Here is a 14264-nt window from a genome sequence, read left to right as displayed (position 1 = left end):
GCTTCGTGAAATGACAGTTCAGCGTCCGTCGAATCTGCGCGCCAGGCCCTTGCGCTGGAAGGCATCGACGACGAATTCGATGAACACGCGCGTCTTGGGCGGCAGCAGCTTGCGGTTGGGATAGTAAAGCGCCAGAGGGCCGTTGTCAGCACACCAGCCAGGCACCAGGCGCACCAGGTCGCCGCGTTCCAGCCACGGCGCGGCATGCGGCATCGGCAGCAGCGCCACGCCCAGCCCCTGCATCGCGGCGTGGGCCATGGCTTCGGGGTCGTCGAAGATCAGCCGGGTACGCGGCTCGGCCAGGGCTTCCTCGCCAATCTGGTTGCGCAGGTTCCACAGCCGCAGACGGCCGGTGGAGGCAGACCGGCGCACGATGCCGTCGAACGCGGACAGGTCCGACGGATGCTTCGGAAGGGTCTTGCCTGCCAGGTAGGCGGGAGAGGCTACCGCCACCACGTAGGTCCGCGCCAGTTCGCGCGCCACCACGCCCTCGGTCAGTTCGATGCCGCCGCCAATGGCCGCGTCGAAGCCGCCGGCAATCAGGTCCACGCTCCGGTTCTCGAAATGCCAGTCCGGAACGATGGCCGGATACATCGCCAGGAATTCGCCAAGCAATGGCACCAGGTATTCGCGCCCAAACGCCACGCCCATGCTGACTTTCAGCACCCCGGCCGGCTTGCCGTCTTCCTGCGCGGCGCTGGCAAACGCATCGCGCAACGAGGAATAGGGGTCGGATACCTGCCGGAAGAACTGCTCCCCGCCCATGGTCAGCGTGAGCTTGCGCGTGCTGCGCTGGAACAGCCGCAGCCCGAGGTGGTCCTCAAGCCGGGCGACGTTCTTGCTGACGGCGGCGGGCGTCAGGCCGAGCCGGCGGGCTGCAGCCGAAAAGCTGCCCGTTTCGGCACTCTGGATAAACGATTCGAGCAGGTTCAAGGCTTCCATGGCGGCAAGCTTATACCAACGGTTGAAAAAGTTGATCCGGATTTATGACTACCGGTAGGGGATACCACCAACCATACTCCGTTCACCAACTCTCACTGAACAAGGAAACGATCATGACCTCGCTCTCGAACAAAGTTGCCTTCGTCACCGGCGGTGCACGCGGCATCGGCGCTGCCGTGGTACGCCGCCTGGCCCGGGACGGCGCCGCCGTTGCCTTTACCTACCAGAGCTCCGGCGCCGCCGCGCAGGCGCTGGTGGAGTCGATCCAGGCAGCCGGCGGCCGCGCCAGGGCCTATCGCGCCGATGCAGCCGACGCCGCCGCGCTTACCGACGCCATCAACGATGCCGCCGTGCATTTCGGCAAGATCGACATCCTGGTCAACAACGCCGGCGTGCTGTTCCTGGGCGCGGTCGAGGATTTCTCGCTGGAAGACTTCGACAAGACGCTGGCCGTCAACGTCCGCGCCGTGTTCGTGGCCAGCAAGGCCGTGCTGTCCCACATGGGCGAAGGTGGCCGCATCATCAACATCGGCAGCACCAACGCCGACCGCATGCCGTTCGCCGGCGGCGCCGCCTACGCCATGAGCAAGTCCGCCCTGAAGGGCCTGGTGCAAGGCCTGTCGCGCGATCTGGGCCCGAAGGGCATCACGGTCAACAACGTGCAGCCCGGCCCGGTCAACACCGACATGAACCCCGAGAACTCCGACTTCGCCGCATCGCTGCATGGTCTGATGGCCCTGCCGCGCCACGGCCACCCGGATGAAATCGCAAGCATGGTCGCCTATCTGGCGGGCCCGGAAGCCAGCTTCGTCACCGGCGCCAGCCTGAACGTGGACGGCGGCTTCGCGGCGTAACGCCTAACTTCGGTCGCTCGGCGCGCAAGCGCCGACATCGATGCTCCGCTAGGCATGGCCCCTCCTCCGCATGACGGTCGGGGGGCCATTGACCGTCATGCCCGCACGCATGCGGGACCGTTGCAACACGTACGGCGCCATAAAGTTGCGAACAACAAGCGGTGTGAGACAATCGCAGGCGTTTTCCGGGCAATTGCCCGGCATACCTTTTTAGCGCCCCGTACATGTCCAGCACTACCCAGCACATTCCGGCTACCACCGAGGGCATCGATCCCTGGTCGCACCTCGACGAAGCCGGCACCGGGCTGAACGTCAACGACTTCCTGACCACCATGCTGAGCCAGCTGGTGACCGCCCTGCGCAGCAGCGTCACCGAGCCGTATGCGACGCAATTCGACCTGACCGTGCCGGAATGGCGCATTCTGGCGCTATTGGCCCACGGCGAGCCGATGTCCTTCGCGGAACTGGTCAAGCAATCGACGTCGGACAAGGCCCTGGTCAGCCGCACGCTGCGATTGCTCGAAGACCGTGGCCTCGTCACGCTGGAATCGGAGGGCACGACGCCGCGCAAGCGCCTGTCCTGCAAGATCAGCGAAGCCGGGGCGGCCCTTCATGCACAGGTCATTCCACTGGCGCGGCGCGGCCAGGCTTCCGTGATCCGGCTGCTGACGCCCGAGGAGCGGCAGGGCCTCTATGCTGGCCTGCGCAAGCTGCACGGGATCTGCACGGGCCCCGGCAAGGCATAGCAGCACCGTTGCCAGCCACGGCGGCACCGGCGTAGTTAGCGGCGCCTAGAGACGTGTTCCAGGACGCGATCCAGCTTCGTGTCCATCGTTGTCCTTTGTGCCTCCACCCTGGTCAGCCGCTCGTCGGTCCGATCGGCTCGCACTTCCAGGCGTTCCAGCCGTTTGTCCATGGCAGCGAACCTGCCGTCATCACGCTGGTCCATGGCTGCCAGCTGACCGTTGAACCGCTTGTCCATCTCGTCGAAACGCACATGGATGCGCTCGATGCTTCGCGTCACGGCAACCAGCTTGTCTGCCATCGACGCGTTGATCGTGGTCATGATGTAGAGCACGAACGTCACGCCTGCGCCGACCATCGCCAGAACGGGCGCCCACTCCGCCACGCCGTAGCGGCCCGGTGGCGGCCCGCCCGCATCGCCCGGTGCCCGCGACCTGCCCCGGTGCGGCTTCGCATCGATTGCGTCATTGGCGCAGTGTTCTGCCATTGCGGCAGTTCGAAGAATCCTCATGATTGACCCCTGAACAAAGGTTGCCCGTCGTGGCCCGCTCCGTTTTGGGCGGACTTCATCACACGGGACCACCATACCGCAGCGACAAGAAAGCCGAAATCGTATTTGTCTCATCGCGGCCAGATTCAGATTGCTCTCATACACCGCGGGGCACAGGACGCGCCGATATTCGCAGCGCACCAGCGCACCCAGCGCGCCATGGCGCAAATTACAAACGTCGGTAAGTCGGCGCTGCCGGTTGCCGGGTCAAAGGGCCGCGAGCCGCGCTGCGCCCGTGCATTGGCCGCTGGTATGAAACCTGCGCCAGCAGATTTCCGCATACGCACCCAGCGAGGAGACGCCATGGCCGCCTTTGACCCCAACGACACCAATGTATCCAGCACCCAGCAGAAGCTCCAGGCCGATACCCGGCAGCTGGCCAAGGATCTCGATGACCTTCTGGCCCAGCTGCCGAACCTGACCGGCGAGGCAATCGAAACCGCCAAGCAGACCTTCCTGGCGAAGGCCGCGCAGGGAACGGACAAGCTGGCGTCGATCAAGGCATCGGTCAGCGACAGCGTGTCGCGCGGCCAGGAATGCGTGACCGACTATACGCACCGGGAGCCGATCAAGGCGCTGGGCATGGCGCTGGGAATTGGCGTCCTGCTGGGCGCGTTGCTATGCCGGCCGGCCCGGCATGGCGACCGCTACGATGACTGACGCGCAGGCCCTGGCGGCTGGCTGAATCAGGCGGCCAGGGCGTCCGGCACCGGCGTGCCGGGCAGCGCCGCGCGCAGGATGTCGGCAAGCCGCTCCACCTCGGGCGGCATCGTGGCCGACGCGCGCACCATCGCGAGCGACATCGACGGCAGCGCAGGCAGGCCATGCTCCCCGGCCTGCAGCGCCCGCACGCCCGTGGGCAGTCCGTAGCGCGAGCGCACCGTCAAGCCCAGCCCCGCAGCGGCGGCGGCCCACAGCCCGCCAAGATTCGGGCTCGAAAACGTGATGCGCCACGGAATGCCTGCACGGTCCAGCGCGGCCACCGCCGCCGAATGAAACTGGCACGGGCGGTCGAAGGCCACCAGCGGCAACGGCTCGCCATCGCCCAGCTGCCAAGGCATCGTCGCCGCGCCGGTTGCGGCGCCGACCCAGCACATCGGCACGTCGTCGATCCGTTCCACGTACCGGTGCCCCATCGCGTACCCGGCCACATCGTCCGATACGGCGGGATGCATGTCGGCCCACACCAGCGCCAGATCGCACCGTCCGCTGTCGATCCGCTCCAGCAAGTCGGCATTGCGGGACACCACCGCCTCGATGCGCACCCGTGGGTGGGCGCGGGCGAAGCGGCCCAGCACTTCGGGCAGCAGGCCTTCGCCAAATTCCTCCTGCAGCCCCAGGCGGATGCCGCCCGACAGATCCACCCCGCGTACCGCACTGACCGCTTCGTCGTTGAGCTCCACCAGACGGCGCGCGTAACCCAGCATCGCCTCGCCAGCGGCCGTCAGCGCCAATCCGCGCCCGGCCTTGCGGAACAGCGGCGTGCCAGCCTGTTCCTCGAGCTTGCGGATCTGGGCGCTGATGGCCGACGTGGATCGGCCCACGCGATCCGCCGCGCGGGCAAAGCTGCCCAGTTCCATGCCGGCCAGCAGGCTGCGCAACGCAGCCAGATCGAGATTGGTTCGGGACATCGCAACCATCCTGTTTTATCGAACGAACTGTGAAGAATTTTCCGATTTTCAGGATGAATTCTCGGTGACAGACTGGATCACGTCAAACAGCTTCGGAGTCCCCTGTCACCTATGTCCTCGCACACCGTTCCGCTTCCCGTCCCGCCAGCCCGGCGCCTGACACCTTCCCATCGCTGGAAGGTACTGGGCGTCGGCGTGGCGGCCAACGCCAGCGTACTGGCCGCCGTCAGCGGCATTCCGACCACCGCCGTCTGGATGCGCACGGGCTACCACCTGGACACCGCGCAAGTCGGCCTGGCCGTCGGCGCGATCGGCCTGGGCACCGCGCTGTCCGAACTACCGTGGGGCGTGGCCGCCGACCGCTGGGGCGACCGCCCGGTGCTGCTGGGCGGACTGGCCGCCACCAGCGCGGCGCTGCTGGCGATGGCCCTATGGCTGTCGCCCATGACGGCGACCGCCGCGCATATCCCCTCGCTGTTATGGCTGGTGGTGGCCATGACGCTGGTCGGGCTGGTGGGCGGTAGCGTCAACGGTGCCAGTGGGCGCGCGGTCATGCGCTGGTTTCACGAAGGCGAACGCGGGCTTGCCATGAGCATCCGCCAGACTGCCGTGCCGATGGGCGGCGGCATCGGGGCGCTGACCCTGCCATGGCTGGCGTCAACCGTTGGCTTTACCTGGGCTTATGGGTGGCTCGCGCTGTTGTGCGGCGTCTCCGCCCTCCTGACCTGGTGCTGGCTCCATGAACCGCCCGACTTCCAGGCCACCTCCGCGGCGCAGCTGCGCAGCCCGAACCCGCTCGGCCGGGCAGGCGTCTGGCGCATCGTGCTGGCCATCGGTCTGCTTTGCGTGCCGCAATTCGCAGTGCTGACCTTCACCTCGATCTTTCTGCATGACTACGCACAGGCCGGGCTGGGTGCGATCACGACCACGCTGGTCACGATCCAGGCCGGCGCAATGCTCACGCGCATCTGGAGCGGCCGCTGGACCGACCGGCACGGCAATCGCCGGACCTATTTGCGTGCCTGCACGCTGATCGCCGCGATGGCCTTCCTGCTGCTGGCCGGCTGCGTGCACGGCAGTGCGGCGGACAGCCGGTGGATGGCGCTGCTGCCGGTGGTGCTGGCGCTGGCCGGCATCGCGGTATCCGCCTGGCACGGCGTCGGCTACACCGAACTGGCGGCCATGGCCGGCGCCGACCGGGCGGGCACCGCGCTGGGCATGGCCAACACGGTGGTGTTCTTCGGCTTCTTCCTCACGCCCCTTGCGCTGCCGCACTGGCTGGCGATGACCTCATGGCCAGTCGTCTGGGCAACGACGGCCGTGGTGGCGCTCGGCGCCTGGCCGCTCTTTCCGCGGCCAGCCAGCCGCTGAAGCCAGGCCGGTCATCCGCGCCGCACGGACGAAAAAAAACCGGGGCGCGTTGCCCCGGTCTTGGTTACGGCTTCACGAGCCCTGCTCAATGCGCCATCGAGTCGTTCAGGCGGTTCTCGTTGTTCGACTGGCCTTCCTCGTCCGGCCAGTTGCGCCCCACCATCCACTCGTAGAGCGTCGGCAGCACGATCAGCGTCAGCAGCGTGGCCGTAATCAGGCCGCCGATGATGACGATGGCCAGCGGACGCTGCGTTTCCGAGCCGATGGCGCGCGAGACGGCCATCGGGAACAGGCCCAGCATGGCCAGCATGGCCGTCATCAGCACCGTGCGCAGACGGTCCATGGAACCGGTCAGCACGGCCTGGCGCACCGGCATGCCTTCCTGGCGCAGCTGGTTGAAGTACGTCACCATCACCACGCCGTTCAGCACGGCCTGGCCAAACAGCGCGATAAAGCCGATGGCCGCCGACACCGACAGCGGAATGCCGGTCAGGAACAGCGCGAACACCCCGCCAATCAGCGCGAACGGGATGTTCGAGATGATCAGCGCCGCGCTCTTGAACGACTGGAACGCATTGAACAGCAGCAGGAAGATCAGCAGCACCGACAGCGGCACCACGATCGACAGCCGCGCCATCGCACGTTCCTGGTTCTCGAATTCGCCCGACCAGCTGATCTTGACGTCCTCGGCGTTCACGTTCTTCTTCACCAGCTCCTGCATGTCTTTCACCACGCTGCCCATGTCGCGGTCGTGGATGAAGATGCCGATCGACGTGGTGCGCTGGCCGTTCTCGCGGCTGATGTTCATCGCACCGGACGCCGCCCGGAACGTCACCAGCTGCGACAGCGGCACCTGCGCCCCGTCGGCGGTCTGCATGAAGATGTTCGGCAGGTTCGGCAGTTCGCGCTCGCCCGGCTTCAGGCGCACCACCACGCTGAAGTGCTTTTCGCCCTCCCACAGTTCGGTGGCGGCCTTGCCGGCCAACGCGCTTTCCATCAGGTCCTGCACATCGGCCACGTTGATGCCGTAGCGGGCCGCCTGGGCGCGATCGAATTCCAGCACGTACTGCGGCAGTTCACCGTCGCGGTCGATGAACGCGCGCATCACGCCCTTGACCGACTGCACGTTCGCCAGGATCTGGTCGGCCACCTTCTTGTTGTGCTCGAGGCTGTCGCTCTGCACCTTGATCACGATCTGGCCCTTGATCTGCGAGATGCTTTCCAGGATGTTGTCGCGCACCGGCTGCGAGAAATTCGGCTCGATGCCCGGCAGCTGACGCAGGTTGTGGTTGATCTCGTTGATGATCTTGCGCTTGTCGAAGCCCGCGCGCCACTGCTTGTCGGCCTTCAGGTCGACCAGGATCTCGACCGTGTTGATCAGCTTGGGATCGGTACCGTCGTCGGGGCGGCCCACCTTGGAAATCGTGGTGTTCACCTCGGGCGTCTTGCGGATCACGTTGCGCAGGATGCGGGCCTGGTCGCGTGCCTCGACCAGCGACACCGACGCCGGCAGGTCGAAGCTGACCCACATCGAACCTTCGTCCAGCTCGGGCAGGAATTCGCTGCCCAGGAACTTGCCCACGCCCACGGTCGCCACCAGCAGGCCCAGTGCAATGCCTACCACCTTCTTCTTGTTGTCCAGCGCCCAGGCCAGCATCGGCTCGTAGATGCGTTTGCAGTACCGCACCACGAAGTTGTCGTCGTGGGCGATGTTCTTGGTCAGCAGCAGGTGGCACAGCAGCGGCACCACGGTCAGCGACAGGATCAGCGAGCCGATCAGCGCGCCGGTCACCGTGTACGCCATCGGCGCGAAGATCTTGCCCTCGTGGCGCTGCAGCGTGAAGATCGGGATGTGCGCCGCGATGATGATGATCATCGAGAACACGGTCGGCCGGCCCACCTCGGTGGTGGCCTGCAGGATCGCGTAAAGCCGCGCGCGGCTGTCCTTGATCTGCTGCTCCTTGAGCTCGCCCAGCCGCTTGAAGATGTTCTCGACGACGATCACCGCGCCGTCGACGATGATCCCGAAGTCCATCGCGCCCAGCGACAGCAGGTTGGCCGGAATGCCGACCCACGTCAGGCCGATGAACGTCGACAGCAGCGACAGCGGAATCACCAGCGCCACGATCGCCGCCGCGCGCACATTGGCCAGGAACAGGTAGAGCACGGCCAGCACCAGCAGCGCGCCTTCCACCAGGTTGCCGAACACCGTGTGCAGCGTCTTGTCGATCAGCGTGGAGCGATCGTAGTACGGCACGATCTTCACGCCCTTGGGCAGGATCTGCGAGTCCAGCAGTTCGATCTTCTGCTTCAGTGCCTCAAGCACCACCGACGGGTTCTCGCCCTTGCGCATCACCACGATGCCCGAGACGATGTCGTCCTCGTTGTCCTGGCCCATCAGGCCCTGCGGCGGCGCCGAGCCGATCTTTACCTCGGCAATGTCCTTGACCAGGATCGGCGTGCCGTTGTTCTCGGCCACGACCACGTTGGCGATGTCCGCCGACGAGCGGAAGCTGCCCAGCGAACGCAGCAGATACTGCTGGCGGCCATGGGCCACCGCGCCGCCACCGGCGTTCGAGTTGCCGCGCTGCAGCGCCGTGAACAGTTGCGACAGCGAGATCTTGGCGTCGCGCATGCGGCCCAGATTGGGGTTCACCTCGTACTGCTTGATCGAACCGCCAATGGTCACCACGTCGGCCACGCCCGGCACCTGGCGCATGTTCTTTTCGACCACCCAGTCCTGCAGCGTGCGCAATTCCTGCGCCGTATAGCCCTTGCCGGTCAGGCGGAAACGGAAGATTTCGCCGATGGCGGTGGACAGCGGCGCCAGCTCCGGCTGCACGCCGTCGGGCAGGTCCACGCTGCGCAGCCGCTCGATGATCTGCTGGCGCGCGGTGACGTCGGTGGCCTTGTCGTTGAAGGTCACCATCATGAACGACAGGCCGAACTGGGTGTGCGAGAACACCCGCACCGAATTCGGCGTGCCGGCCAGTGCCGTTTCGATCGGAATCGTGACCTGACGCTCCACCTCCTCGGCGGCACGGCCCGGGTACAGCGTGATGATGTTGACCTGGATGTCCGAGACGTCCGGGAAGGCCTCGATCGGCAGGTTCTTGAAGGCGGCCAGGCCGCCCGCGACGAAGATGATCAGGCCGAGCCAGACGAACAGCTTCTGGTGCAGCGCAAAGCTAACGATACGTTGGATCATCGGGCCGCCTTTATTGCTTGGCGGCCGCACGCGCGGCATTCACCGCGGTGGCATCGCGCAGGATGTCCTGCAGATAGAGGTTGCCATCCGTGATGACAACGTCACCGTCCTTCAGGCCCGCCACCACTTCGGTCGTGCCCGGCAGCGACACGCCCAGCTTGACCTCGCGGCGCTCGAACACGAACGGCGTGGCCGACGTGCGCACGAACACGTAGTTCTTGTTGTCGGCCAGGAACACGGCCTTGGACGGTACCGCAATCCCCTGGAACGACGCGGCCTGGAGCTTGGCCGTCACGAACATCTCGGCCTTCAGGCGGCGGTCGGCGTTGGGCACCACCAGGCGCACCTTCACGCTGCGCGAGGCCGGATCGACATAGTCGGCGATCTTGACCACGGTGCCCGTGAAGGTCTCGCCGGGATAGGCGGCGCTGACCAGCTGGACGTTGATGCCGGGCTTGAACAGGCCAAGGTCGGCCTCGGCGGCGTCGAGCTGGGCCCACAGCGTGCTGGGATCGGTGATCAGGAACAGCGGCGCATTGGGCTGCTGGTCCGGGCGCACTTCCATGCCGGGATTGATATTGCGTTCCACCACCAGACCGTCGATCGGGCTGCGCAGCGCGAAACGCTGGTTCACGGCGTCGCCGCTGCCCGCGCCATACATGCGCAGCGCGGCCTGCGTGCGGGCCAGGTCGGCGGCGGCACGGGCGTTGTCGGCCTGCGACTGCTCCAGGTCCTTCTGGGCGATCACGCCGGCCTGGTACAGCTCGCGCTGGCGGGCCAGTGACTTGGCGGCCACGGCGCTGTCGGCCGCAGCCTTGCGGGCGTCGGCCTGGGCCACGCCGAAGTCGGGCGATGTCAGCATGGCCAACGCCTGGCCGGCCTTCACCGTGGCACCCGGCTGCACCATGATCTCCATCACGCGGCCCACGAACGGCGTGGCCACGCGCACGGTCTTGTCCTCGTTCCAGACCAGGCGGCCGGGCATGCTCAGCATGCGGTCGCCGCCGCTTTGCACGGGCTGGCCAACCACCCCGGAAAGCGCCTTCACGCTGGCCGGATACGTGATGGTCTGGCCGGAGATCTTCGGCTCGTCATCGTTTTCCGGGACTTCCTTCTTGCCACAGCCGGCCAACGCCAGCGCGCACAGAGACACCACGGCGGCCATGCGGAAACGGCCGGAGAGAGACGGGAAATTATGGGCGCGACGCATCGGTACGAACCTGGGGAAGCTTGTTGATATCGGATTGGGTGGATTGCAGCGCGGTCAGGTAGGCCGACAGGGCCTTGGCATAGTTGCCCTGCGCTTCCACGGCATCCACACGGGTCTGGCGCAGCGCGCGGCGTGCGTCCAGCAGGTCCAGCACGCCGCTGGCCCCCTTGGAATAGGCGAATTCGGCACTGTTGGCCACGCTTTCGGCGGCCGGCAGCACCGATTCACGCATCTGCTGCAACGACGCCCGGGCGGCGTCCAGCTGCGCACGCAGCCGGCCGATCTCGTTCTGGGCCTCGAGCAGGATGCGGTTGCGGTCGTCCAGCGCCGCGTAGTAGTCGACCTCGGCCCGGCGCGCCTCGCCGCCGAAACTGTGGCGCACGAACAGCGGGATCGACACGAACGCGCCGTAGCTGTTGCCGCTGCCGGTGGTGTTGGTTTCCGAAACAGGATAGTGCTCGTACTGCACACCCACGGTCACGTCGGGCACGCGGCCGGCACGGGCCAGGTCGCGCTGCGACGACGCAGCGGCCAGCCGCGCTTCGGCGGCGGTCACGTCGGGGCGGCGCTGCAGCACTTCGGGATCGAACGGCGGCACCGGCGCATCGGGGGCCGGCCAGTCCGCCACGAGGCGGTTGTCCATCAGCGTGCCGGGCACGCCCATGGCGGCGGCCAGCGCGGCCTTGTCGCTGCTGTGGTCGGCCATGGCGGCGCGCAGGTCGTTCTGGGCGCGCAGCGTTTCGAGCTGGAGCTTGGTCACGTCCGCGCGCGACACATCGCCCGCCTTGAGCCGCGCCTCGTTGGCCTGCTGGGTCCGGCCGTAGAGCCCGACGGTTTCGGTCAGCACCTCCACGCGGGTCTGGCTGACCACGGCTTCGTACCAGGCCTGGTCCACGGCGCCCAGCTGCTGGGCCACCACCGCCTGGGTCTGCTCGCCGGCGGCGGCGCTGGCCTTGCGGGCGACCTCGGTACGCAGGTTGCCCTTGTTGGCCGTCTCGATGACCTGGTCCACGCGAACGGTCGAATCCACCGTCTTGCTGCGCAGGTTGCCAGCGCCCACGCCAAGGTGCGGGTTGATATTGGCCACGCCCAGGCTCAGCACCGGGTTGGGCCGCTGGGAAGCAATCTGGATGTCGGCCTGGCTGGCCTCTTCGTTACGGCGGGCGGCGATGATGTCCCGGTTGCAGCGCAACGCGTCAAGCCGGGCCTGCGCCAGCGTGAGGGCAGCCTTCGGTGGGGGTGGCACACAGGGGCCGTCGGGCGGCATTGGCGCGCTGGCGGCGTGACCAGCGCTGGCCACCAGGGCAAGCAGCGTTGCCGCGGCGGCACGGAAAACAGCAGGAAAATGCACGATCGGTCTGGCTCAATTCGACTTGCGGTCTGGAGTAAACGACCGTGCCAGCCGAATGGTGGACCGGGTAAGTGACTTTTATCGTTCTGTTTTACCCGGCGTCCAGTCCATTAATACCGCATGCATGGCAGCGCACGATCTCCCATGCGCATTTGACAGCAACCCCATTACAAATTGCTTTCATCCTGTCGATAAATTTCGACATTTGCATCGAACCCACCGGTCAGGGAAAACACCGATTGGCGCCGTACGGCCGTAAATGGCTGCCCCGGAGCTTTATTAGCGAAACATTAACGGCTTGCCGCCGCGACAATACGTTGCGCGCGATCAAGAACCGGCCGGTCGACCATTTTCCCGTCCACCGCAATGGCGGCGCCCTGCGCCGCTGCAGCCTGCTCCACCACGCGGCGCGCCCACGCCACTTCGGCATCGGCGGGCGCCAGCGCCGCGTGCACGCCGGCTACCTGGCTTGGATGAATCAGCAGCTTCGCGCCGAACCCAAAGCGACGCCCACGCAACGTATCGGCAGCCAGCGCCTGGGCGTCGCCGATGGCGGTGCAGACGCCGTCCACCGGCGCCGGCAGGCCGGCGGCCCGGGAATGGAGCACCAGGGCACTGCGGAAGAAGTGCAGCGGAAGGTCGTCGTCGCCCACGTCGAGGTCGAACATCAGGTCGATGCTGCCGAACAGCAGACGCGTGACACCTGACGCCCGCGCCACATCCGGTAAATCGGCAAACCCGGCGGCGGTTTCGAGCAAGGCATGGCAAGGAGTATCCGGCAACTCTGCACGAAGTGCCGCCAGCGACGCTTTGTCGGCCTTGGGCAACACGATGGCCTGGACCGCCTGCGTGCAGCAGAAAGCCAGATCGTCGCCAAAATACGGCGTATCGGCGCCGTTCGTGCGCAGCAGCAGCGCCACGCCCGCCGCGTCGGCCTGCTGTTGAAGTGTGCGCCATGCTGCACACAAGCCGTCGCGCGCCGAGGCCTTGGCATCGGGTGCGACGGCATCTTCCAGATCGACAATCACCGCATCGGCACCGGCCGCGATGGCTTTCCCGATGCGATCCGGCCGCGAGGCCGGCACAAACAGATAGCTGCGCGGGACACGCGCCTGGGCAGGAGTTGCGCTCATGCCGCCTCCTCAGACCACGCCGTCGGCGTGCAGGCTGGCGATCTGCGCCGCGCTGCAGCCCACTTCGGCCAGGATGGCATCGGTGTGCTGGCCGACGCCCGGCACGGCATCCATCCGCGCATCGGTCATGCCTGGCGGCAGCAGCGCCGGAATCGGTCCGGCCGGCGTGTCCACCTGGCGCCACCGCGCGCGGGCGGCCAGTTGCGGGTGGTGCCACACATCGGCCATGGTATTGACGCTGGCATTGGCGATCCTGGCCTCTTCCAGGCGGTGCACCACCTCGGCGGCACTGAGCCGGCTGAAGGCCTCGACGATGCGGGCGCGCAGCTGCGCGCGGTTGGCGCTGCGCAGGCTGTTCGTGGCAAAGTCAGCCTGCGTGGCCAGATCGGGCTCCTGCAGCACCACCTTGCAGAACACCGCCCATTCGCGCTCGTTCTGCAGGCCCAGCATGACGGTCTTGCCGTCGCCGGTCGGGAACGGCCCGTACGGATAGATCGTGGCGTGGGCGGCGCCCGCGCGCGGCGGCGGCTCGGCGCCTTCGAATGCGTAATACATCGGAAAGCTCATCCACTCGACCATCGATTCGAGCATCGACACGTCGATGCGCTTGCCGCGCCCGGTCTGGCCCCGTTCGATCAGCGCCGCCAGCACGTTGCTGTAGGCGTACATGCCGGCCGCGATATCGGCCACCGATGCGCCCGCCTTGACGCCCTCTTCCGGCGTGCCGGTCACGGACACGAAGCCCGACTCGCTCTGCACCAGCAGGTCGTACGCCTTCTTGTCCCGATAGGGGCCATCGCCGCCGTAGCCCGAAATATCGCAGACGATCAGGCGCGGATAGCGTTTCGACAGCGTTTCATAGTCGAGCCCCAGCCGCGCGGAAGCGCCGGGCGCCAGGTTCTGCACCAGCACGTCGGTCTTTTCCAGCAACGCCTCCAGCACCGGCCCCGCGCCGGGCGCCTTGACGTCCAGCGTCAGGCTTTCCTTCGAACGGTTGGTCCAGACGAAGTGCGACGACAGCCCCCGCACCCGGCCGTCATAGGCACGCGCGAAATCCCCGGGGCCGGGACGTTCGATCTTGATGACGCGCGCGCCCAGGTCAGCCAGCTGGCGGGTGCAGAACGGCGCCGCGATGGCCTGTTCGAGCGAGACTACGGTGATGCCTTCAAGCGGTCTGGACATGGCAGTGTCGGGGGCGAAAGATGCGCATGGCGCGATGCCGACAATCTACCTGCCGGCGCCGGCCGTGTGAAATAGGGAATGCGGAAGG

At 66.7% G+C, this 14264-nt stretch carries 12 protein-coding genes; 4 read left to right on the top strand and 8 right to left on the bottom strand.

Translation table 11 applies throughout. The features are described from left to right. Window positions 1-18: 18 nt before the first annotated feature. Complete coding sequence (locus AC24R4_RS08310) at window positions 19-942, bottom strand: LysR family transcriptional regulator (protein WP_487522717.1); 924 nt, start codon at window positions 940-942, stop codon at window positions 19-21. A 113-nt stretch (window positions 943-1055) separates the two neighbouring features. Here AC24R4_RS08310 and AC24R4_RS08305 point away from each other — a divergent pair, with 113 nt between their 5' ends. Together AC24R4_RS08305 and AC24R4_RS08300 are read left to right on the top strand one after the other, a co-directional pair. Then, the gene (locus tag AC24R4_RS08305; RefSeq protein WP_400397159.1) at window positions 1056-1796 is read left to right on the top strand and encodes an SDR family oxidoreductase; all 741 of its coding nucleotides are present in this window, start codon (window positions 1056-1058) and stop codon (window positions 1794-1796) included. Window positions 1797-2020: 224 nt separating this feature from the next. Further along, window positions 2021-2542, top strand: a complete 522-nt coding sequence (locus tag AC24R4_RS08300) for a MarR family winged helix-turn-helix transcriptional regulator (RefSeq protein ID WP_153947070.1) — start codon at window positions 2021-2023, stop codon at window positions 2540-2542. Between the two features lie 35 nt (window positions 2543-2577). Here AC24R4_RS08300 and AC24R4_RS08295 read toward each other — a convergent pair whose 3' ends face one another. Beyond that, window positions 2578-3027 (bottom strand): hypothetical protein, encoded by a 450-nt coding sequence (locus tag AC24R4_RS08295; protein WP_487522716.1) that lies wholly within the window; start codon window positions 3025-3027, stop codon window positions 2578-2580. A gap of 366 nt (window positions 3028-3393) precedes the next feature. On the opposite strand from AC24R4_RS08295, the gene AC24R4_RS08290 reads away from it, so the two are divergent. Beyond that, window positions 3394-3750 carry an ElaB/YgaM/YqjD family protein gene (locus AC24R4_RS08290; RefSeq protein WP_487522715.1) on the top strand — a complete coding sequence of 119 codons (357 nt, stop codon included), beginning with the start codon at window positions 3394-3396 and terminating at the stop codon, window positions 3748-3750. 26 nt (window positions 3751-3776) lie between these two features. Here the strand turns inward: AC24R4_RS08290 and AC24R4_RS08285 are convergent, their stop codons facing one another. Beyond that, window positions 3777-4721, bottom strand: coding sequence for a LysR substrate-binding domain-containing protein (locus tag AC24R4_RS08285; protein ID WP_487522714.1), 945 nt, complete (start codon window positions 4719-4721; stop codon window positions 3777-3779). Between the two features lie 111 nt (window positions 4722-4832). Between AC24R4_RS08285 and AC24R4_RS08280 the strand changes: the two genes are divergently transcribed. Beyond that, window positions 4833-6092 (top strand): MFS transporter, encoded by a 1260-nt coding sequence (locus AC24R4_RS08280; RefSeq protein WP_487522713.1) that lies wholly within the window; start codon window positions 4833-4835, stop codon window positions 6090-6092. Between the two features lie 85 nt (window positions 6093-6177). Here the strand turns inward: AC24R4_RS08280 and AC24R4_RS08275 are convergent, their stop codons facing one another. The 5 genes from AC24R4_RS08275 to AC24R4_RS08255 all read right to left on the bottom strand — a co-directional run bounded on the left by AC24R4_RS08275 (window position 6178) and on the right by AC24R4_RS08255 (window position 14176). Next, the gene (locus tag AC24R4_RS08275; protein ID WP_400394639.1) at window positions 6178-9300 is read right to left on the bottom strand and encodes an efflux RND transporter permease subunit; all 3123 of its coding nucleotides are present in this window, start codon (window positions 9298-9300) and stop codon (window positions 6178-6180) included. 10 nt (window positions 9301-9310) lie between these two features. Then, window positions 9311-10510 (bottom strand): efflux RND transporter periplasmic adaptor subunit, encoded by a 1200-nt coding sequence (locus AC24R4_RS08270; RefSeq protein WP_400394642.1) that lies wholly within the window; start codon window positions 10508-10510, stop codon window positions 9311-9313. Then, window positions 10494-11777, bottom strand: a complete 1284-nt coding sequence (locus AC24R4_RS08265; RefSeq protein ID WP_153947156.1) for a TolC family protein — start codon at window positions 11775-11777, stop codon at window positions 10494-10496. Before AC24R4_RS08265 ends, AC24R4_RS08270 begins: the two co-directional genes overlap by 17 nt. Window positions 11778-12151: 374 nt before the next feature. Then, on the bottom strand, window positions 12152-12994 hold the full coding sequence (locus AC24R4_RS08260; RefSeq protein WP_487522712.1) for an HpcH/HpaI aldolase/citrate lyase family protein: 843 nt from the start codon (window positions 12992-12994) through the stop codon (window positions 12152-12154). 9 nt (window positions 12995-13003) lie between these two features. Further along, window positions 13004-14176, bottom strand: a complete 1173-nt coding sequence (locus tag AC24R4_RS08255) for a CaiB/BaiF CoA transferase family protein (RefSeq protein ID WP_153947062.1) — start codon at window positions 14174-14176, stop codon at window positions 13004-13006. Window positions 14177-14264: the final 88 nt, after the last annotated feature.

This window comes from Cupriavidus sp. CER-90, from assembly GCF_057652055.1.
This window is presented reverse-complemented; position numbering and strand designations above follow the sequence as displayed.

Bases quoted from the DNA above. Each gene is read 5' to 3' on its own strand.
- AC24R4_RS08255 (WP_153947062.1), bottom strand. From the start codon at position 14,176: ATGTCCAGACCGCTTGAAGGCATCACCGTAGTCTCGCTCGAACAGGCC.
- AC24R4_RS08290 (WP_487522715.1), top strand. From the start codon at position 3,394: ATGGCCGCCTTTGACCCCAACGACACCAATGTATCCAGCACCCAGCAG.
- AC24R4_RS08300 (WP_153947070.1), top strand. From the start codon at position 2,021: ATGTCCAGCACTACCCAGCACATTCCGGCTACCACCGAGGGCATCGAT.
- AC24R4_RS08310 (WP_487522717.1), bottom strand. From the start codon at position 942: ATGGAAGCCTTGAACCTGCTCGAATCGTTTATCCAGAGTGCCGAAACG.
- AC24R4_RS08280 (WP_487522713.1), top strand. From the start codon at position 4,833: ATGTCCTCGCACACCGTTCCGCTTCCCGTCCCGCCAGCCCGGCGCCTG.
- AC24R4_RS08265 (WP_153947156.1), bottom strand. From the start codon at position 11,777: ATGCCGCCCGACGGCCCCTGTGTGCCACCCCCACCGAAGGCTGCCCTC.
- AC24R4_RS08260 (WP_487522712.1), bottom strand. From the start codon at position 12,994: ATGAGCGCAACTCCTGCCCAGGCGCGTGTCCCGCGCAGCTATCTGTTT.
- AC24R4_RS08270 (WP_400394642.1), bottom strand. From the start codon at position 10,510: ATGCGTCGCGCCCATAATTTCCCGTCTCTCTCCGGCCGTTTCCGCATG.
- AC24R4_RS08285 (WP_487522714.1), bottom strand. From the start codon at position 4,721: ATGTCCCGAACCAATCTCGATCTGGCTGCGTTGCGCAGCCTGCTGGCC.
- AC24R4_RS08295 (WP_487522716.1), bottom strand. From the start codon at position 3,027: ATGGCAGAACACTGCGCCAATGACGCAATCGATGCGAAGCCGCACCGG.
- AC24R4_RS08305 (WP_400397159.1), top strand. From the start codon at position 1,056: ATGACCTCGCTCTCGAACAAAGTTGCCTTCGTCACCGGCGGTGCACGC.
- AC24R4_RS08275 (WP_400394639.1), bottom strand. From the start codon at position 9,300: ATGATCCAACGTATCGTTAGCTTTGCGCTGCACCAGAAGCTGTTCGTC.